Source organism: Enterococcus sp. AZ062, from assembly GCF_051715065.1.
GTDB classification, from domain to species: domain Bacteria; phylum Bacillota; class Bacilli; order Lactobacillales; family Enterococcaceae; genus Enterococcus_B; species Enterococcus_B mundtii.
In genome coordinates this window covers 2,595,371-2,614,598 of sequence record NZ_JBIOTB010000001.1, presented here as the reverse complement: position 1 = coordinate 2,614,598, position 19,228 = coordinate 2,595,371, and the positions used below count along the sequence as shown (strand labels likewise).

Genomic DNA, 19,228 nt, shown 5'->3' with positions numbered 1-19,228 from the left:
AAAAATGTCATCAAATCAAGAGCCCTTGGTTTGGTGACATTTTTAGGTGTTCTCACTACTTTATTGCTCCGTCTTGAAACGGTTCGTTACAATCAGGCGTTCACTGCTCAATTCATCGGCCGATCAGCCAACAAAACGAATTTGAATGAATCGACTTGATGCCAGCTTTCTGTGTATTGAAAGTGGGTATAATTAGTCAAATATGCCCAGTTCCTAACAACAAAGATGTTTTTTTCATGTTTTCCTAGATCTAAATATTGAGCGATTGGAGTGGTGATATTCTCAACAGAAATTTCTTTTTTTGAACAGTTCAATTTCAAATGTAATTGATTTTCAAGGTAACGATATAGCGATTGGTTGATGATTTCTTTTGTTAGTTCTGGAACGACAGCGGTGCGCAGATAATCTACTTCCAAAATCAATGCACGACCATTCAACAAGCGGCGACGCAGCAAATACCAGACGGATTCACCTAAACTAAAACCGGAATTTTCTCTAAGTTGTTCGTCCACGATCATTTTTTTCAATGATAAGATCTCTGTGTTGAAGGAATGATTTTCGGAATGATATTTTTCTGAGGTTCCTGACAGATCACTAACGAAAAAATCGATTTTGTCATGAGCAATCACTTTACTGCCTCGTGCAGGTATTTTTTCGATATACCCTGTAGATTCCAAACTCTTTAATGCTGAACGGATCGTGTCACGCGTTACGCCAAATTCTGCCATTAATTTTCTTTCACTTGGAAGAAAGGAATCGGGAGGATACTCTTCTTGATGGATACGTTCGAGAATCAGATTCGATAGTTGTTCATATTTATTCAAATTTTAGTTCCTTGCCTTCCTATAAATAATCATGAGGAAAAATTTATTCTTTGCTATTTGGTATGAATTATATCATACCAGTTTCTTTTTAGATGGCGGATTTAGGACTTAATTTTAGTTTAAGAACGACATGTACCTATTTTAGATTAGAATATGATTATAAAAATTAAATTATTTTTCATTTTGTAATTTGTAAGGGCTTTATTTTTCCGCTATAGTACGTGGTAAGAAATGCTATTTTTGGAAAATCAAAAGTAGCGCCACAATCGTTAAGATAGGAGAAGATAAAGATGAACGAGTTTATAAATAATAAGATGTTGCCGATTGCTGCAAAAGTTTCAAACAATAAGATTTTGATTGCGATTCGAAATGGGATTACCTTAGCTTTGCCGCTGATCATTACTGGATCATTGTTTTTGATTATTTCCTCATTTCCAGTGGATGCTTGGACTGATTTCTTAAGTGCCCATGGGATTGATGCTTATTTGAATAAAGGTGTCACGGCTAGTTTTGGGATCATGGGTCTCGTTGCTGCTTTTGGAATTGCGAATGCGTTGGCTGTTCAGTATGACAAAGACGGAGTATCTGCGGGTGTCATTTCTATATCCTCATTCTTACTAGTCACACCGAATCTCGTATCAGATGACGGTGTCGGAATTCCCACTGCATTTATGGGCGCTCAAGGACTTTTTGTGGCCATGGTGATTGCAATTATTTCGACATTGATCTTCAAATGGTTTATTGATCACAACATCCAAGTCCGTTTACCGGATTCTGTCCCGCCAGCTGTTGCGAAAAGTTTTTCTGCTCTGATCCCAGGAGCATCGATTCTTACTTTTTGGTTGGTCATTTATGCAGTATTCCAAATGACTGATTGGGGTTCAGGAAACATTCACCAATTATTGATGGAAATCTTTGGTGGACCTCTAGGGTTACTTGGCGGAACATTAGGTGGTACGTTAGTGTCTATTTTCTTAGTTTCACTGTTCTGGTTCATGGGTATCCATGGTGCCAATGTCGTGAATTCTGTGATCATGCCGATCTGGTTGATGAATACAGATGCGAACCGTGTAGCTGTAGAAGCTGGTGAGAAATTACCACATATCATTACACAACCTTTCATGGAAAACTTTGTGTATATGGGTGGTGGTGGAGCTACACTAGGTTTAGTGATTGCGGCAGCAATCGTTGGTTTGAGAAAAAATTCGTCGAAAATGACAAAAACGATGGTTCCATTAACATTGACACCAGGTATTTTCAATATCAATGAACCGGCAATGTTTGGGATGCCGATCGTGTTGAATGTTACGTTGTTGATTCCATTTATTTTGGCACCGATGGTCAATGCTGTGGTGACGTATTTTGCGATGTCCCTTGGTTTTGTTCACGGTACGGTAGGAATTGCTGTTCCTTGGACCATGCCTCCTGTTATCTCAGGTTTTCTAGCTACAGGGGGGCATATCTCAGGTTCAATTATCCAAATCATTTGCTTGATTTTGAATATTTTGATTTATTTACCATTCTTTGGAGTGATGGAAAAACAAAACCGCATGAATGAAATGCAAGAAATTTAAGGAGGAAATAACATGGTGAAACGATTTATTAGCGCGCAAACATCAGAGATCATGAAGATGTCAGGGACAGAATTGAAACAATCGATCAAAGCAAGTGAAGGACGTGTGATTTGTTCAGAAAATGTGGTCATCAGGGACAGTAATATTGAAGATGTCACCAACTCTGAAATTGCTCGTGCGTATGGCGCTGATTTGATTTTATTGAATGCTTTTGATGCATTAAAACCAGTTGTTTCAGGTTTGAAAGGTAAGGAAGAAGAGCCAATCATTCAAACGTTACGAAAAGTAGTCGGCAGACCGATTGGTGCGAATCTTGAACCGGTTGATTTAGAGGCGAAGATGGCAGAAGATCGCCTGGATATCCCAGCGGGGCGTCAAGCGACTCGTGAAACAATGGAAGCAGCCAAAAAACAGGGATTAGATTTTATCTGTTTGACAGGAAATCCAGGAAGTGGTGTGACGAATGATGCCATTACAAAAGCAATCTCAATGGCAAAAGAACATTTTGGTGGCATGATCATCGCTGGGAAAATGCACGGGGCCGGAGTCGATGAACCAGTAGCAGATCTGGAAGCAATCAAATCCTTCATCGAAGCAGGTGCCGATGTGATCTTAGTCCCTGCGGTAGGAACGGTTCCAGGTTTTGATGATGTTGAATTAAAAGCGGCGGTCAAAGTGATCCATGCAGCAGGCGCGCTAGTGATGTCAGCAATTGGTACGAGCCAAGAGTCATCTGATTCTGACACGATCAAACAAATTGCGATCCAAAATAAAATTTGTGGTGTAGATATCCAACATATCGGCGATGCTGGTTATTCGGGAATCGCTCCAGTAGAAAATATCATGGCGATGAGCCGTGCAATCCGTGGAAATCGTCATACGATCGCGATGATGTCACGCTCGATTGTGCGTTAGGAAGTAAAAGAAGTTTGATGCTAAAGGATTAAAGTTTATGAGTAAGTAAATACGCCTAGCAAAGTAGTCATTAGTGATTGCTTTGCTAGGCGTTCGTTTATTTAGCTGAGCTGCTTATTTATCAAGTAACCAGTCCACGATGTATTGAATCGGAATACCATCTACTTGTTTGATCTCATAATATTTACCGGTAATCACTATTTTTTTATGATTATCTTTGATGTGAAGTAAATTGTCAGTTTCACGATTATTGTTGGGAAGCTCATAAGTTACTTGGATATAGAGTGTTTCATCTAGTTTTTTTGCAACAAAATCGATTTCCTGATTGTCAAGACGGCCAACATCTACTAGATAACCTCGTCTTAGTAACTCGACGTAAACGATATTTTCTAGACGATTACTATAATTACCGTCTTTTCTTCCTACCGCGTTTCTGCGAAGTCCAGAATCAATAATGAAATATTTTCCATTCGTTCTTAAATATTCTCGGCCTCTAATATCATACTGTTGTGCACGATAAAAGAGATAACCATGTTCCAATAGGTCTAAGTAGCGATTGATGGTATGCGTGCTCGTTGTGATTCCTTCACTCTTTAATGTGTTCGCAATTCTTGACGCATTGACGAGTTGGCCAACATTATCTGATAAAAAACGAATCAGCGCTTTTAACACTGTTGCATCTTTTAAACCGGCACGCAAGGCAACATCGTTCAGGACGATCGTATCAAAGATCCCTGATAAAATCGTATCTTTGATTCTCTCATCAGCTAATACTACACTGGGAAAACCACCATATTGTTCATATTCCTGATATGCTTGATCAACAAACCGAGAGTCTTTTGCAATGTCCTTAACAGCTAAAAATTCATCAAACGACAAGGGATAGATAGGAATCTCAATGTATCGGCCACTAAGTAAAGTGGCAAGTTCTCCAGATAACATATTCGCATTTGAACCAGTGATGACTAGCTCGCAATTAAAGCTAGTTTTTATGCCATTGACGACACGCTGCCATCCATCGACAAGCTGGATCTCATCAAATAAAAAATATACTTTTTCTTCATCTTGAGGAATCAATGGTGCTAACACGTCCCTAAACTTCTCTGCATCTGTGACTACTTGATAATTGAATGATTCAAAATTGATATAAATAATATGATTTGGTTCCACACCCTGTTCCAATAAATAGCGTTGGTAGAGCATAAGTAACACAGATTTACCAGACCGTCTAACGCCAGTAATGATTTTGATGAAATCAGTGTTCTGTAAATCGATCAATTGATTTAAATAATCAGGTCGTTGAAACAAAGTTATCCCTCCTCCAATATCCTATTGTTGGTGTAAGTATACCATATTTGAAGTTAACTTCAAAAAAATCATTATTTTCATTAAATTTGAAGTTAACTTCAAAAAAATGTTTTTTTACCGTAAATTAGAAGTTAACTTCAAATTTATATACATGATATAATAGCTTTTTCATTGTTTTTCGTTATTATAGAGCAAGATTTATTTTGACAAACCTGAGAGAAGCGATTACACTAGTGAAAAGAAGCACACAAAGATGTGTGCGGTTGAATATGGCAATGACGCCTAAAAAAGTAGAGATTATTCTGCTTTTTTAGGCTTTTTTTATGGAGGAGAGGTAAATGAGGAGAATCATTTTAATGGGTGCGATTGGTTGTGGAAAGACCACTCTTTGTCAAGCCTTGCGAGGAGAAGCAATCGTTTATGATAAGACCCAAGCGGTAGAATTTCATCCTGAGATGATCGATACACCAGGGGAATTTATTCTACATCGCCAATACTACGCTGCTTTGACTGTGACAGCGGCAGAAGCAGATGTCATTGGTTTGGTGCAAAGTGCGTTAGACCAAGAACAGATTTTTTCACCAGGCTTTGGCCACATCTTTCCAAAAGAAGTCATCGGGATCATGACCAAAGTTGATCTAGTGAAAGACGAGAAAGAGTTGGCGCGTGTACGTGAACAATTGCTTGCAGCTGGAGCAACGAAACTGTTTGAAGTCTCATCAGTCGAAAAAACGGGACTAGCAGAATTGATTGAGTACTTAGGAGGAGAATCATGAAAATCTACACAAAAACAGGCGACAAGGGAATGACGAAACTAGTTGGTGGTCATAGTGTATCGAAAGATTCAGATCGTGTGGAAAGTTATGGGACGATCGATGAATTGAACTCATGGTTGGGCTATACGATCAGTCAATTGTCAAAAGAACAAGACGTTTTTAAGGAGGAATTGGAAGAACTACAACAACTTTTATTCGATGTAGGGACTGACCTATCAACGGTCTTGGAAGATGGAAGACCGCTTAAAGTCCAACAAGAAAGCGTAACTTGGTTGGAAGAACGGATTGATTTTTACACACAGCAATCGCCGGATATCGAACGATTTATTTTACCGGGTGGCTGTCAAGGAGCGAGCATGGTCCATGTGGCACGAACGATTGCTCGTCGCGGGGAACGACATATCGTCCGTTTAAGTGCGACTGCGGCGATCAATCCTGAAGTGATCGTGTTTGTGAATCGCTTGTCTGACTATTTTTATGCGTTGGCGCGTTATATGAATGTGCAAATGGGGCAAGAGGATGTTTTTTATACAAGAGGAGAGAAGGTCTTCCATAAGATAAAAGAAGAAGGTTTATAAAAAAGTGTTTGATTTTTCACAAACAGTATGGTAAAGTGCTGTTAGATTAATCAAATGTTTATGAAAGATACGAATGGAAGCCAGTGAGATGCTGGCACGGTCCCGCCACTGTGATAAAGCGTTCAAGCTTTTAAGTCAGGTCTTTTCTTATTTTTCATTATTGGGCAAACTGTTTCGAGGCAAAACAGGGTGTTGCTAAAAAAATGACGTTTTTTGAAAGTCAGCCCAAGAATATTTGATTCAATCCCACACATAGCACGATGATGTGTATGGGAATATTGGGCTGGTCTTTCAATGGGGAAAGAGATTTCAAGTACAATGGCGTACTGCTGATTCCCAGCGCTTGTGTTGATTAATAATTACAGAATAGACACCATACACTGTTGTATGGATTGTAAAAGAAGCAAAGGGGCTTCAGACAAATGGATCTTTTGATTTCCATTGGTTTGAAGTCTCTTTTATTTTGTTTTCAAGGAGGAATGTTCATGGAAAGTATACAATTCTCGACACAGATCATTGTGGGGGAAGATGCGTTACAAAGTCTTGAGAATGTTAAAGATAAGCGTGTTTTCATCGTTACAGATCCCTTTATGGCAGAAAATGGCATGGTAGAAAAAGTCACGACTTATTTAAATCAGTATCACGTATTTAGTGATATTGTTCCTGATCCACCACTTGATAAAATCGTTTCAGGCATCAAAGAAATGGAAAGTTTTCAAAGTGAAATCATCGTGGCAATCGGTGGCGGTTCAGCCATCGATGCAGCGAAAGCAATGAAATATTTTGGGCAAAAGACAATGGGTCTCTTGACTGCACAATTTATTGCAATCCCAACAACCAGTGGGACAGGGTCTGAGGTGACAAACTTCTCAGTGATCACGATCAGTGAATTGGGGTTGAAAATCCCTTTAGTAACAGAAGAGATCCAACCGGATATTGCGATATTAGATACCGGATTAGTCATGAGTGTTCCACCTAAAATCACTGCTGATACAGGAATGGATGTGCTGACCCACGTCATTGAATCCTATGTTTCCACAGAAGCGAATGGAGTAGCAGATGCCTTATGTGAGAAAGTGGTTGCGTTAGTTTTTGAATATTTAGAACGAGCCTACAAAAATGGCCAAGATAAAGAAGCGAGAGAGCAAATGCACGTAGCTTCTTGTATGGCAGGGATGGCATTCAATTCGACTTCACTAGGACTAAATCATGGAATCGCTCATGCGGCTGGCGCTCGTTTACATGTCCCACATGGACGGATCAATGGGATCTTACTGCCAGAAGTGATTGCTTACAATAGTGGTTTAGGAAATGGCCAAGTGACCGAAATCAAAGTGGCTGAACGATATGCGGCATTAGCAAACTGCATAAGCAATACGCAAACAAAAAATCCTCGTTTAGGTGTGCAGAATTTAATTCGTATGATCAAACAGCTACGAGAAAAATTAGAGATGCCAGCGACGTTGAGTGAATACGGCTTGTCTTCAAAAGAAGTATTAGTACAAGAAGAAGCGATTGCCACCGCTGCCTTAGCAGATGGTTGCACGAGAACGAATCCTCGTAAGGCAGATGAAAAAGGCGTTAGAGCAATATTAAAAGCCATTTTATAAAGATTGACATCGTGAAAAGGTTAACATATAATGAATGAGCACAACGGAGTGCTTCAAAATTTAAGAGCAATGGGGCCCTTAATAACAAGCGTAAAGTGAACACTTTATGGCTTATTATTGAGGATTTTTTATTGCTTAAAATGAAGGAGCGAGTCTTGTTTGGAAGAAAAACAACGAATGATCCAAGAATACGTCCCAGGAAAACAAGTCACTTTAGCCCACATCATTGCAAGTCCCGACAAGGAAGTCTATACAAAATTAGGATTACCGGCAGGCACAAGCAATGCGTTAGGGATTTTGACGATCACGCCAAGTGAAGCCGCAATCATTGCTGTGGATATTGCAACGAAAAGTGGTGACATTACGATTGGTTTTATCGATCGTTTCTCTGGTTCAGTAGTTATTTCTGGCGACGTGAGTTCTGTTGAAGCAGCATTACTTGCTGTATTGGATGGACTCAAACAGATTTTGCAATTCTCTGTGACGTGTGAAATTACAAGAACTTAGTTCGGGGGAGACAAAGCGTATTGAATATGAAGGGCAGAATTGTGATAGTAGACGATGAACCAATCACACGATTGGACACTCGAGATATTCTACTGGAAGCTGGTTATGAAGTTGTTGGGGAAGCCGCAGATGGATTTGAAGCAATCGAAGTTTGTAAAGAGACTAAGCCGGATCTCGTATTGATGGATATCCAAATGCCGATTTTAGATGGTCTAAAGTCCGGTAAAAAAATCATCCAAGATCAGTTAGCAGGGAGTATCGTGTTTCTTTCTGCTTACAGTGATCATGAGAATACGGAGAAAGCGAAGAAATTAGGAGCAATCGGTTACCTGGTAAAACCATTAGATGCAAAATCATTGATCCCAACCATTGAAATGGGGATCGCCAGAGGGAAAGAAACCCAAAACTTGCTGCAGCAGATCGACAAACTACAGTTGAAACTGGAAGAACGAAAAGTTGTGGAGAAGGCAAAAGGGATCTTAGCAAAAGAAAATAATATTTCTGAAGAAGAAGCTTACCAGATGTTACGTACATTAAGTATGAACAAACGCGCACGGATGAGTGACATCGCAGAATTGATTATTATGGATGATGAATAATGGAACGAATCAATACATTATGTCAGCGTTATACCAACCTAACCCAGTCAGATATCCAAGAGCTTTGTCGGACGAGTGCTTATTTAGCAGAGTCTAAGCATTATGAGATGGCAGATGTGTTCATCGATGTCTTTAATGAAATGACCAAAGAAGCATTAGTTGTCTATCATAAGAAGCCAAAACATATCCCCTCATTATATAAATATGAAGTTGTCGGAAAAGAAGCGTTACTAAAAAATGAACCTGGCGTCTTACGGACGATGGAAACAAGCTTGAATAGCATTGGGTTGTTAGCAGTCACGCAAGAAAATCGCTTGATCAAGCAAAACATTTTTCCGATTCGCAATGAACAAAGAACGATCGGTGTGATCATCGTAGAAGAGGGAGTCGAGCAACCGATTGGGGTAGTTGAACGACAAGAACTACAGTCAAACGAGCAAGGGACAATAGCGGTCGAATCCACATTCGATCCTTTGATCATGGACCAGCTAGCCGAAGCGGTCTTGATTTTTGATACGACCACAGGAAATCTGGTCTTGGCGAATCATCGGGCCAAAGAATTATACCGAAAACTAGGCTATCGCGAAATGATCAATGATTTACACTATGACAATCTCTCCCTTGATTATACAACGTTCGAATATGTTCTTTATCAGATGAATGATCAGACCGAAAATCGGTTGATCGAATTAGAGACCGCGTATTTAAATTATTACTTTAATATTCGAAAAGTTTGGATTGATGCAGGATCGAGAGTAGCAATGATTATTCAAGATAATACAGAAGTGAAAAAGAAAGAAGACGAAATCGTCTCAAAATCGGTGGCGATTCGAGAGATCCATCACCGCGTCAAAAATAATTTACAGTCCGTCGTTTCGTTATTGAGGATCCAAGCACGCCGTACCACTAGCAAAGAGGCTAGTAAAGTACTAAAAGAAAGTGTGAACCGGATCATGGCGATCGCGATGACTCATGAATTATTGTCGAAGCAAGTGGAAGATAATGTTTCCTTGCGTCAAATGCTTGAAGCAGTGATGTACAATTTCCGGCATATTTTCAATCCGGAGAAAGTCCGCTTGACTCTAACGGTTGATCCGACGATCACTGTTTCTAGCGATCAAATGGTTTCCATTTCCTTAGTCGTCAACGAGTTACTCCAAAATATCTTTGACCATGCCTTTGAGGCAGATCAACATGGCATAGTTGAAGTCAGAGGAGAAATCGAAAATAAAGTCATTACGATCACTGTTACAGATGACGGCAATGGCTATGATGTCAACCGAAACAAAGAGACCAGTTTAGGTTTGATGATCGTGAATAGCTATATCAAAGATAAGCTAAAAGGGAAAGTGAAAATTGAATCATCCAATAAAGGAACAAAAACTTGTTTCTATTTTGAACAGAACACCAAAGATGTTGTTCGGTGAAAAAGCAACGATGCTTAAAGATGCGTAGAAGAAATTCTAGGCTGTCTTTAAGCATTTTTTGTTTGTAGAAAGGAGAAAAAAGATGGCAAAAGAAAAAATTCTTACTGTAGGGATCGATTTAGGTACTTCAACGACCCAGCTTGTTTTGTCGGAGCTGACGATCGAAAATTTCGCCTCTGCGTTTTCCGTTCCGCGGATCACGATCTCAGATAAGGAAGTGATCTACCGTAGTGAAATCATCTTCACTCCTTTGATCAATCAGACAATGATTGATGATGAAGCAATCAAAGCGTTTGTTTCCCGACAATATCAACAAGCAGGAATCGAGAAGCAACAAATCCAAATGGGCGCGGTGATCATCACCGGTGAAACAGCTCGTAAAGCCAATGCGAGCAAAGTATTACAAGCGTTGAGTGGTTTTGCTGGGGATTTCGTGGTCGCGACAGCTGGCCCAGATCTTGAAAGTATCATTGCCGGAAAAGGGGCAGGCGCGCAAGAGTATTCGACAAAGCGTCATGCTTCGGTCGTCAACATCGATATCGGCGGTGGCACGAGTAACTTAGTCGTCTTCACCGATGGGGAAATCGATGATACCGCCTGTTTTGATATCGGCGGTCGACTGATCAAGGTCGATCAAGCAGGGATTATTTCGTATATTTCACCAAAGATCACAGAAATGATCGAGCAGTTGAGATTGCCGTTGAAAGTTGGAACAAAAGCTTCTGTTCCCGCAATCCAACCAGTGATTGATGAGTTAGTAAAAGTTTTGGCGAATAGCGTGGGGATCGGAAAACGAAGTCCCTTTTATGAGTTATTCATTACGAACCGAGGGTTACGGCTAGATGGCGAACTACCAATCGTCACTTTTTCTGGTGGTGTAGCGGATTGCTTGATCGAAGAAGTGACAGATATGTTCAAGTATGGGGATATCGGTCTGTTATTAGGTACGGCTTTACGAAAATCGCAAATTTTCGCGGAAAAAGAAGTCTTACAAAGTAACGAAACGATTCGGGCAACGGTGGTCGGGGCAGGTTCCCATACTGCTGATATTAGCGGCAGTACGATCGCTTATCATGAGCAGATCCTGCCAATCAAAAATATTCCGATCTTGAAAGTTTCCCAAGAAGATGAGTCCTTGCCTGCTGAAGCAATGAGTGAGCGCATCAATGAAAAGCTGGCTTGGCATCGGTTGGAAGAAACACCACAAATCGCTTTAGCGATGAAGGGGATCGTGAACCCGACGTTTGCGGATGTCCAACGATATGCGGAAGGTATCGTTCGAGGGTTATCTGCCTTGATCACTGAAAATATCCCACTCGTCATCATGGTGGACGAAGACATGGCAAAAGCATTAGGTCATGCCTTACATGCGTATTTACCGGGGGATTATCCGTTCATCTGCATTGATTCCGTCAAAGTAGAAAATGGGGATTACATCGATATTGGTCAACCTGTCGCCGAAGGTGCAGTGTTACCAGTAGTTGTCAAAACATTAGTATTTAATTAAGGGAGCGACAAGAAAAATGATTTTAAAAACAAAATTATTTGGCAAAACCTATCAGTTTTCTTCAGTCAAAGAAGTATTGGCTAAAGCAAATGAAGAAAAATCAGGAGATAAATTAGCGGGTGTGGCAGCAACTTCTGCGGAAGAACGAGTAGCAGCGAAAGTCGTGTTATCTCATCTGACTTTAAACGATTTATTCAACCATCCAGTGGTTGATTATGAGGAAGATGAAGTCACACGTATCATTATCGACCAAGTCAACATGCGTATTTTCGGCATGATCAAACATTGGACAGTTGCCGAATTAAGAGAATACATCCTTTCAGATAAAACAGGAGATTTTGAAATCAAATATATTTCTCGTGGATTGACTGCAGAAATGATTGCGGCAGTCTGCAAATTGATGTCGAATATGGACTTGATCGTGGGCGCAAAAAAAATCCACATTGAAAAAACAGCCAACACAACAATCGGTCGCGCAGGTACTTTCTCCAATCGTCTACAACCCAATCACCCAACAGATGACGTAGACGGGATCATGGCTTCTGTGATGGAAGGCTTATCGTACGGGGCTGGCGATGCACTGATCGGATTGAATCCAGTGGATGATTCGACAGAAAGCGTGAAACGTTGTTTAGATAAATTTGAAGAATTTCGCAGCGAATGGGAGATCCCAACACAAACCTGTGTCTTGGCTCACGTGACGACCCAGATGGAAGCCATGCGTCAAGGCGCACCGACTGGTTTAGTTTTCCAATCCATTGCTGGATCAGAAAAAGGAAACACTGCATTTGGTTTGAATGCGGACATGTTAGCTGAAGCGCAAGCATTAGCATTGAGCAGTGGTCAAGCAGCTGGACCGAACGTGATGTATTTTGAAACTGGTCAAGGTTCTGAGTTATCATCTGAAGCTCATTTTGGTGCAGACCAAGTAACGATGGAAGCACGTTGCTATGGCTTAGCGAAGAAATTTGATCCATTCCTTGTGAATACTGTTGTCGGTTTTATTGGACCAGAATACTTGTATGATTCAAAACAAGTCATTCGTGCAGGTTTAGAAGATCACTTCATGGGTAAACTAACAGGTTTATCAATGGGTTGTGACGTATGTTATACAAACCACATGAAAGCAGATCAAAACGATATGGAAAACTTAGCTGTGTTACTAACATCAGCTGGTTGTACGTATATCATGGGTATTCCTCATGGGGATGATGTGATGTTGAACTATCAAACGACAGGTTTCCATGAAACAGCGACCGTCCGTGATTTGTTCGGTTTACGTCCAATCAAAGAATTTGAAGGTTGGATGGAGAAAATGGGCTTGATGGAAAATGGAAAATTAACAAGCTTAGCCGGCGATGCTTCAGTATTTATCAAATAAGTGGGGTGCAAGAAAAAAATGAACGAACAACAATTGAAAGAAATGATCACTTCCATGCTAAGTGAGATGGTAGCCGGTGAAAAACCAACAGAACAATCAACAGAACAATCAACAGAACTACCAAAAACACCAGCCACAACAACCAATACGATGACAACAACCATGCCAGTAGTAGAAGAAGGCATGATCGACGACATCACAGAGGTAGATCTACGTAAACAGCTTTTGGTCAAAGATGCAAAAGATGAAACAGGATACTTGCGCATGAAGGCATTTACACCTGCTCGTATTGGAGTGGGACGTACAGGCACTCGCTATATGACTGATTCTACCTTACGTTTCCGTGCGGACCATGCAGCAGCACAAGATGCCGTATTCTCTGATGTTGATCCACAATTGATTGAGGAAATGGGCTTCATCTCGACGCAAACGATTTGTAAAACAAAAGACGAATACTTGACTCGTCCAGATTTTGGTCGTCAATTTGATGAAGAAAATAGCACAAAAATCAAACAACAAACGACAGCAAAAGCCAAAGTGCAAATCGTTGTTGGGGATGGATTAAGTTCTGCGGCTATCGGAGCAAATATCAAAGAAGTACTACCAGCAATCAAACAAGGGTTGAAAATGTATGGCCTAGATTTTGATCAAGTCGTATTCGTCAAATATTGTCGTGTACCATCAATGGATCAAATCGGCGAGATCACTGATGCAGAAGTCGTTTGTTTATTAGTTGGTGAACGTCCTGGACTTGTAACAGCAGAATCGATGAGTGCGTATGTTGCTTACCGTCCGACTGTCGGAATGCCGGAAGCTCGTCGTACAGTGATCTCAAACATCCATAAGGGTGGGACACCAGCGGTTGAAGCCGGTGCATATATCGCTGAATTGATCAAAAAAATGCTAGATAAGAAAAAATCTGGGATTGAATTGAAAGAAGCCGAATAGGAGGAGAATCATCAATGAAAAATGACCGTTTAGGCGCAAACGTCTTGAGTGTTCAAGTCATTCCTAATGTAGATGCTGCGTTAGCAGAGCAATTTGGGTTGACACCAGGGATGCGCTCATTAGGTATCGTGACATCAGATTGTGATGATGTGACTTATGTGGCTTTAGATGAAGCAACAAAGGCGGCGGAAGTAGAAGTTGTCTATGCGAAAAGTATGTACGCAGGAGCGGCGAATGCCTCTACTAAACTAGCAGGTGAAGTGATCGGGATCATTGCTGGACCAAGTCCGGCTGAGATCACAAGTGGACTATCTGTCGTGACACAAGTCATTGAACAAGAAGCAAGCTTTATCAGTGCAAATGACGATGACAGCATCGTGTACTTTGCCCATGTGGTTTCTCGTTCTGGAAGATACTTATCAAAAGAAGCGAGCATTCGTGAAGGCGAAGCAATTGCTTACTTGATCGCGCCACCTTTAGAAGCAATGGTCGCACTAGATGCAGCATTGAAAGCGGCGGATGTTGAAATCTGTAGTTTCTTTGGACCGCCATCTGAAACAAACTTTGGTGGGGCGCTTTTAACGGGTAGTCAATCAGCATGTAAAGCAGCTTGTACTGCTTTTGAACAAGTCGTTCAACGGATCGCAGAAAATCCGTTGAGTTACTAAGGGAGTGTCACGAATGAATGCGATTGGTATGATCGAAGTTCGCGGATTTTTAGGCGCTGTCAGTGTCAGCGATGCTGCGTTAAAATCCGCAGATGTGACCTTGTTGAATGCGGAGATCATCAAAGGTGGACTAACCACTGTCCAACTAAGTGGTGATGTTGCTGCTGTCAATGCAGCAGTCGATACAGGGGTAGTCGTAGCGAAGGCATTGAACTGTCTGATTTCACATCATGTGATTTCACGGGTGGATGAACAGACGCACATCCTTTTTCAACAACCGAAAACAGAAGAACGTGTCACTGAAGTAACACCTGATTGTTTAGAAGAACCAGCCGAGCCGACAAAAGTCGAAACGAAGGTTGAAGCCACGCAGATCAGTGAAACAAACGATCGTCGGGCAGAGCTACAAGCAAAACGTGTGGCTGAGTTACGAAAAGAAGCTTACAAATTGAATGTGAAACAATTAAAACCATCAGAAATCAAATCTGCAAGCAAACAAGCATTAGTAGAGGCGATCATGGCAGAAATTAAAGGAGTGACCCATCGTGGATAAAGATTTACGCTCGATTCAAGAAACTCGAGATTTGATCGCAGCTGCAAAGAAGGCACAACAAGTGTTAGAAACATTTTCGCAAACGCAGATTGATCAAATCGTCAAAGCCGTTTCAGACGCTACATTTTCACAACGTGAACGTCTAGCAAAAATGGCGAATGAAGAAACTGGCTTCGGCATCTATGAAGACAAAATCATCAAAAATGCTTTTGCTTCAAAAATCGTTTATGAAGAATTCAAACATACGAAAACAGTGGGCGTCATCAATGAAGACCCACAGAAAAAGGTAACGGAGATTGCCGTACCTGTTGGGGTGGTTGCTGGATTGATCCCATCGACAAACCCAACTTCAACAGTGATCTACAAAGCCTTGATCGCATTGAAAGCTGCGAATAGTATCGTCTTCTCCCCACATCCAAACGCCTTACAATCGATCCAAGCGACCGTTGAGATCATTCGTTCAGCGATTGAATCTGCGGGGGGACCAAAAGAGAGTGTGTCAGTGATCACGACACCAACGATGCAAGCAACAAAAGAATTGATGACCCACAAAGATACGAACTTGATCTTAGCCACTGGTGGCAATGCGATGGTCAAAGCGGCGTATTCTTCAGGAACACCGGCGATCGGCGTAGGTCCAGGAAATGGTCCAGCATATATTGAACGTAGCGCATTGATCCCAATGGCGGTGAAACGGATCATGGATTCTAAAACATTTGATAATGGAACGATCTGTGCATCAGAACAGTCCATCATCGTGGAAAAAGTCAATCGTGAAGCAGTAAAAGCTGAATTGATCAAACAAGGTGCTTACTTCTTGAGTCCAGACGAAGCAGATAAATTGTCTCGCTTTATCTTACGACCTAACGGCACGATGAACCCACAAATCGTTGGACGTTCGGTTCGTCATATCGCTTCATTAGTTGGGTTGAATATTCCATTTGATCGTCGTCTGATCGTGGCAGAAGAAAGCAACGTTGGCATCAAGTATCCATTCTCAAGAGAAAAATTAGCACCGATCATTGCTTTTTACACGGTAGAAAACTGGCAAGAAGCTTGTGATCTATCGGTAGAGATCTTAAAAGGTGAAGGTGCAGGACACACGATGTGTATCCATACTGAAAACAAAGAAGTCGTCCGTGAATTCGGCTTAAGAAAACCAGTTTCTCGTCTGTTGATCAACACCGCAGGTTCATTAGGCGGAATCGGGGCTTCAACTGGCTTAGTACCAGCTTTGACACTAGGCTGTGGCGCCGTTGGTGGAAGTTCGACATCTGACAATATCGGAGTAGAAAACCTATTCAATGTTCGTCGTGTCGCTTACGGTGTCACTGATCTAGCGGACATCCGTCAAGAATTTGGCGCTGGCGCTCAAATGCCAGTCCAAGAAACAAACAACCAAGGGGGCAACAAAGATGAGTTGATCGATACACTCGTTGCCCAAGTATTAGCTCGATTACAATAATATGTAATATATATTAATTGAAAACACACACAATAGGAGGAAATTATAATGTCAAGTACAAACGCTTTAGGAATGATCGAAACTCGTGGATTAGTAGGTGCTGTTGAAGCAGCAGATGCAATGGTGAAAGCAGCAAACGTAACATTGATCGGCAAAGAACAAGTAGGTGGCGGCTTAGTAACAATCATGGTTCGTGGTGATGTTGGGGCTGTAAAAGCAGCAACAGATGCAGGTGCAGCAGCAGCTGAACGTGTTGGCGAATTATTATCTGTACACGTGATCCCACGTCCTCACACTGAAGTAGATGCGATTTTACCAAAAGTGGCTGAATAATCATCGTAAGAGACGTCTAAAATGAAACAAGAGCCAAATGAACCGAAAATACTCCTTATATTTTTGGCTCATTTGGCTTGTTTCCAAGACGAGATCAATGCTTGGAAATAATCCATTGGAGAAAGGAGAGCGTTAAATGGGTGTGATTACAGAAGACCAGTTACGGCACATGTTTCGGAAGAAAGAAATACAAACAGGAATCACTTTCATTGTGCCAAAGGATTGTCTTTTGACTCCCGCAGCCTCCAGCTATTTACGTGAGCATCATATTCCGCTTATGCGAGAAAAACTCGTTTCTTCTCCAATGGAGAAACCTAAGCAACCGATGTTTGAACAAGAATCGTTGATGCCTAGTGTGCGACGAAAAATTGGCTTAGAAATAAAAAAACTGAAAAATCTACTCTTCTTTCATTTATTGGAAGAAAACGATATTTATGCCGAAGGTTGGTTGTATTTAGAATATCAGCAAGATTGGTTAGCAAGCTTTAGTCGATTGGATGGGAAAAAGCGCTCAACTCATCCAAAACGACTTTTAGGAATGATGTATCGTTCCTCCTTGCAAAAAAGAACCTTACGCTATTCAATCAATGAGATCGAGTATCAAATAGAGAAAATCAGTCAATTGTTAGAAGAATTTCCGACAGATTTAGCTATTTTTATGTTATGGGCAGAAGAATTGCAACGTATGATTCAACTGCCGAAAAATGAGTAGGAGATGAACCGATTGGATCATTTAAATGAAATTATCAATGAAGTGGTACAACGTATCCAGTCACAACAACATTCTTTCGAAGTAGAAGCTTCAGGAAGACACGTGCATTTGAGTCGCAAAGATATCGACGCATTATTTGGTCCAGGATACCAATTGACCAAAGTCAAAGAATTGTCTCAACCCGGTCAGTATGTCTGTAAAGAGCGGATCACTGTCGCAGGTCCCAAAGGCTTATTCCAAAATGTGGTCATTTTAGGCCCAGAACGAGCGGAGTCACAAGTTGAAGTTTCGATGACGGATACACGTATTTTAGGCAGTCGCGTGCCTGTCAGAGAAAGTGGCAAAACCGAAGGAACACCAGGCGTTATCTTAATGAACGGTGAGTCAGCTGTTCAATTAGATAAAGGCTTGATCGTGGCAAAGCGCCATATCCATATGACACCAGAAGATGCAAACAAAAACCAAGTAGTGAATGGCCAAACGGTAAAAGTACGTGTGGAAGCAAGTCGTCCGCTGATCTTTGATGATGTGGTTGTCCGTGTCAGTCCAGATTTTGCGACGTATATGCACATTGATTACGATGAAGCAAATGCTTGCGGCTTGAACAAAGGAGATCGTGGTTACATTTGTAAATAGGGAGGGGATTTCGTGAAGGTAACGGAGATCGAAAAAGTCATTCAGCAAGTCACAGAAATGCTGATGAACCGATTGCCCACAGCTGACTATCAGTTAGCATGGATGGACGAAAAAGCAAGTTATCCTAAAACGTTATTTGCTGAACGATCGATGGTCGATTGGATAGAAACGCAAGATCCAACGAAAAGCGATGGCTTAGTCGTCCAACATGTCAGTTTTCCTCAATTGGCCGCGATTGCTCAGTTGCTACCGACTGATCAAAAAACGGCGAGTATCCTTTCTTTTTTGTTCGCAGGAAAGCCTGTCTTGGTTCTGCAAACAGAGTCAGTGAACAGTCCAAACAAAATGAAGTACCATCTGAAAAAGAAAATCACTGAATCAACAGTGCAATGCCAACGTTATGGGATGTATTTTTTCGAAGAAGAAAATGCAAGCTATAACTCATTTTTAGCGGCTTGCCGAAAAAAAATGTTAGCAAAAGAGTTGCCAAAACGTAAGTATGTCACGGAAAAGCAGTTGATCCAGCGGCTACAAGAAACAAATGGAATAGATTTAATGAATCAGGAACGGTTGACACCCTTAGCAGAGGAGTATGCGCTAAGAAATCGTTTATTCAAATGAGGAGGGATCACAGATGCTATTAGGTAAAGTGACTGGAAGTCTATGGTCGACCAGAAAAGATGAAAAACTAAATGGTTGGAAACTACTGATGGTCGATGTACTAGACGAGAAAGAAACAAAAATCGGGTTTATTGTCGCAGCAGACAATGCTGGTGCCGGTGTCGGTGACAAGGTATTGATCAGCAAAGGACAAGCAGCCAGAATTTCAGCTGGTGATCCAGATACACCTATTGATGCAATGATTGTCGGTGTGATTGATTCAATTGAAGAATAAAGGAGTTTTACG

21 protein-coding genes and 1 riboswitch are annotated in these 19,228 nt (G+C 41.2%); of the genes, 19 read left to right on the top strand and 2 right to left on the bottom strand.

Annotated elements, in window-relative coordinates:
• Nucleotides 1-107 precede the first annotated feature (107 nt).
• Nucleotides 108-824: a UTRA domain-containing protein gene (locus IGJ00_RS12305; RefSeq protein WP_071867224.1), complete on the bottom strand. Its 717-nt coding sequence runs from the start codon at nt 822-824 to the stop codon at nt 108-110.
• 290 nt (nt 825-1,114) lie between these two features.
• On the opposite strand from IGJ00_RS12305, the gene IGJ00_RS12300 reads away from it, so the two are divergent.
• The gene (locus tag IGJ00_RS12300; RefSeq protein WP_071867223.1) at nt 1,115-2,398 is read left to right on the top strand and encodes a PTS sugar transporter subunit IIC; all 1,284 of its coding nucleotides are present in this window, start codon (nt 1,115-1,117) and stop codon (nt 2,396-2,398) included.
• Between the two features lie 12 nt (nt 2,399-2,410).
• Nucleotides 2,411-3,313, top strand: coding sequence for a DUF7916 family protein (locus IGJ00_RS12295; protein ID WP_108173422.1), 903 nt, complete (start codon nt 2,411-2,413; stop codon nt 3,311-3,313).
• A 114-nt stretch (nt 3,314-3,427) separates the two neighbouring features.
• On the opposite strand, the gene IGJ00_RS12290 is transcribed toward IGJ00_RS12295, so the two are convergent.
• Complete coding sequence (locus IGJ00_RS12290) at nt 3,428-4,621, bottom strand: ATP-binding protein (protein WP_086335055.1); 1,194 nt, start codon at nt 4,619-4,621, stop codon at nt 3,428-3,430.
• Between the two features lie 338 nt (nt 4,622-4,959).
• Between IGJ00_RS12290 and IGJ00_RS12285 the strand changes: the two genes are divergently transcribed.
• The 17 genes from IGJ00_RS12285 (at nt 4,960) to IGJ00_RS12205 (ending at nt 19,216) form a co-directional block, all read left to right on the top strand.
• Complete coding sequence (locus IGJ00_RS12285; RefSeq protein ID WP_142433120.1) at nt 4,960-5,397, top strand: EutP/PduV family microcompartment system protein; 438 nt, start codon at nt 4,960-4,962, stop codon at nt 5,395-5,397.
• Nucleotides 5,394-5,975 carry a cob(I)yrinic acid a,c-diamide adenosyltransferase gene (locus IGJ00_RS12280; RefSeq protein WP_074799817.1) on the top strand — a complete coding sequence of 194 codons (582 nt, stop codon included), beginning with the start codon at nt 5,394-5,396 and terminating at the stop codon, nt 5,973-5,975. Before IGJ00_RS12285 ends, IGJ00_RS12280 begins: the two co-directional genes overlap by 4 nt.
• A 48-nt stretch (nt 5,976-6,023) precedes the next feature.
• Nucleotides 6,024-6,173, top strand: a riboswitch (adenosylcobalamin (AdoCbl) riboswitch).
• 287 nt (nt 6,174-6,460) lie between these two features.
• Nucleotides 6,461-7,585, top strand: a complete 1,125-nt coding sequence (locus IGJ00_RS12275) for a 1-propanol dehydrogenase PduQ (protein ID WP_142433119.1) — start codon at nt 6,461-6,463, stop codon at nt 7,583-7,585.
• Nucleotides 7,586-7,744: 159 nt separating this feature from the next.
• On the top strand, nt 7,745-8,092 hold the full coding sequence (gene eutS / locus IGJ00_RS12270) for an ethanolamine utilization microcompartment protein EutS (RefSeq protein WP_142433118.1): 348 nt from the start codon (nt 7,745-7,747) through the stop codon (nt 8,090-8,092).
• 26 nt (nt 8,093-8,118) lie between these two features.
• The gene (locus IGJ00_RS12265) at nt 8,119-8,691 is read left to right on the top strand and encodes an ANTAR domain-containing response regulator (RefSeq protein WP_071867230.1); all 573 of its coding nucleotides are present in this window, start codon (nt 8,119-8,121) and stop codon (nt 8,689-8,691) included.
• Nucleotides 8,691-10,118 (top strand): sensor histidine kinase, encoded by a 1,428-nt coding sequence (locus tag IGJ00_RS12260; protein WP_115358152.1) that lies wholly within the window; start codon nt 8,691-8,693, stop codon nt 10,116-10,118. The genes IGJ00_RS12265 and IGJ00_RS12260 overlap by 1 nt, the downstream gene beginning before the upstream one ends.
• Before the next feature lie 82 nt (nt 10,119-10,200).
• Nucleotides 10,201-11,625 carry an ethanolamine ammonia-lyase reactivating factor EutA gene (eutA, locus tag IGJ00_RS12255; RefSeq protein ID WP_438844468.1) on the top strand — a complete coding sequence of 475 codons (1,425 nt, stop codon included), beginning with the start codon at nt 10,201-10,203 and terminating at the stop codon, nt 11,623-11,625.
• A 16-nt stretch (nt 11,626-11,641) separates the two neighbouring features.
• Nucleotides 11,642-13,006, top strand: a complete 1,365-nt coding sequence (locus IGJ00_RS12250; protein ID WP_086335052.1) for an ethanolamine ammonia-lyase subunit EutB — start codon at nt 11,642-11,644, stop codon at nt 13,004-13,006.
• A gap of 18 nt (nt 13,007-13,024) precedes the next feature.
• Complete coding sequence (gene eutC, locus IGJ00_RS12245; RefSeq protein WP_142433116.1) at nt 13,025-13,954, top strand: ethanolamine ammonia-lyase subunit EutC; 930 nt, start codon at nt 13,025-13,027, stop codon at nt 13,952-13,954.
• A 14-nt stretch (nt 13,955-13,968) separates the two neighbouring features.
• Nucleotides 13,969-14,622 carry an ethanolamine utilization microcompartment protein EutL gene (eutL, locus tag IGJ00_RS12240; protein ID WP_142433115.1) on the top strand — a complete coding sequence of 218 codons (654 nt, stop codon included), beginning with the start codon at nt 13,969-13,971 and terminating at the stop codon, nt 14,620-14,622.
• A 13-nt stretch (nt 14,623-14,635) separates the two neighbouring features.
• Nucleotides 14,636-15,175, top strand: coding sequence for a BMC domain-containing protein (locus tag IGJ00_RS12235; RefSeq protein ID WP_142433114.1), 540 nt, complete (start codon nt 14,636-14,638; stop codon nt 15,173-15,175).
• Entirely contained in the window at nt 15,165-16,640 is a 1,476-nt protein-coding gene (locus IGJ00_RS12230) for an acetaldehyde dehydrogenase (acetylating) (RefSeq protein ID WP_142433113.1), read from the top strand. The genes IGJ00_RS12235 and IGJ00_RS12230 overlap by 11 nt, the downstream gene beginning before the upstream one ends.
• Before the next feature lie 48 nt (nt 16,641-16,688).
• A complete protein-coding gene (locus IGJ00_RS12225; protein WP_010734677.1) occupies nt 16,689-16,973 on the top strand; it encodes a BMC domain-containing protein in 285 nt (94 codons plus the stop codon).
• A 136-nt stretch (nt 16,974-17,109) separates the two neighbouring features.
• The gene (locus IGJ00_RS12220; protein ID WP_086335048.1) at nt 17,110-17,685 is read left to right on the top strand and encodes a hypothetical protein; all 576 of its coding nucleotides are present in this window, start codon (nt 17,110-17,112) and stop codon (nt 17,683-17,685) included.
• A gap of 3 nt (nt 17,686-17,688) precedes the next feature.
• Entirely contained in the window at nt 17,689-18,321 is a 633-nt protein-coding gene (gene eutD / locus IGJ00_RS12215; RefSeq protein WP_071867210.1) for an ethanolamine utilization phosphate acetyltransferase EutD, read from the top strand.
• Nucleotides 18,322-18,333: 12 nt separating this feature from the next.
• The gene (locus IGJ00_RS12210; protein ID WP_086335046.1) at nt 18,334-18,942 is read left to right on the top strand and encodes a hypothetical protein; all 609 of its coding nucleotides are present in this window, start codon (nt 18,334-18,336) and stop codon (nt 18,940-18,942) included.
• A gap of 13 nt (nt 18,943-18,955) precedes the next feature.
• A complete protein-coding gene (locus IGJ00_RS12205; protein ID WP_071867208.1) occupies nt 18,956-19,216 on the top strand; it encodes a EutN/CcmL family microcompartment protein in 261 nt (86 codons plus the stop codon).
• Nucleotides 19,217-19,228 lie beyond the last annotated feature (12 nt).

Excerpts from the sequence above, each read along its gene's own strand:
- IGJ00_RS12300 (WP_071867223.1), top strand. The coding sequence starts at position 1,115 with ATGAACGAGTTTATAAATAATAAGATGTTGCCGATTGCTGCAAAAGTT.
- IGJ00_RS12295 (WP_108173422.1), top strand. The coding sequence starts at position 2,411 with ATGGTGAAACGATTTATTAGCGCGCAAACATCAGAGATCATGAAGATG.
- IGJ00_RS12285 (WP_142433120.1), top strand. The coding sequence starts at position 4,960 with ATGAGGAGAATCATTTTAATGGGTGCGATTGGTTGTGGAAAGACCACT.
- IGJ00_RS12280 (WP_074799817.1), top strand. The coding sequence starts at position 5,394 with ATGAAAATCTACACAAAAACAGGCGACAAGGGAATGACGAAACTAGTT.
- IGJ00_RS12275 (WP_142433119.1), top strand. The coding sequence starts at position 6,461 with ATGGAAAGTATACAATTCTCGACACAGATCATTGTGGGGGAAGATGCG.
- IGJ00_RS12265 (WP_071867230.1), top strand. The coding sequence starts at position 8,119 with ATGAAGGGCAGAATTGTGATAGTAGACGATGAACCAATCACACGATTG.
- IGJ00_RS12260 (WP_115358152.1), top strand. The coding sequence starts at position 8,691 with ATGGAACGAATCAATACATTATGTCAGCGTTATACCAACCTAACCCAG.
- eutA (WP_438844468.1), top strand. The coding sequence starts at position 10,201 with ATGGCAAAAGAAAAAATTCTTACTGTAGGGATCGATTTAGGTACTTCA.
- IGJ00_RS12250 (WP_086335052.1), top strand. The coding sequence starts at position 11,642 with ATGATTTTAAAAACAAAATTATTTGGCAAAACCTATCAGTTTTCTTCA.
- eutC (WP_142433116.1), top strand. The coding sequence starts at position 13,025 with ATGAACGAACAACAATTGAAAGAAATGATCACTTCCATGCTAAGTGAG.
- eutL (WP_142433115.1), top strand. The coding sequence starts at position 13,969 with ATGAAAAATGACCGTTTAGGCGCAAACGTCTTGAGTGTTCAAGTCATT.
- IGJ00_RS12235 (WP_142433114.1), top strand. The coding sequence starts at position 14,636 with ATGAATGCGATTGGTATGATCGAAGTTCGCGGATTTTTAGGCGCTGTC.
- IGJ00_RS12225 (WP_010734677.1), top strand. The coding sequence starts at position 16,689 with ATGTCAAGTACAAACGCTTTAGGAATGATCGAAACTCGTGGATTAGTA.
- IGJ00_RS12220 (WP_086335048.1), top strand. The coding sequence starts at position 17,110 with ATGGGTGTGATTACAGAAGACCAGTTACGGCACATGTTTCGGAAGAAA.
- eutD (WP_071867210.1), top strand. The coding sequence starts at position 17,689 with ATGAACCGATTGGATCATTTAAATGAAATTATCAATGAAGTGGTACAA.
- IGJ00_RS12205 (WP_071867208.1), top strand. The coding sequence starts at position 18,956 with ATGCTATTAGGTAAAGTGACTGGAAGTCTATGGTCGACCAGAAAAGAT.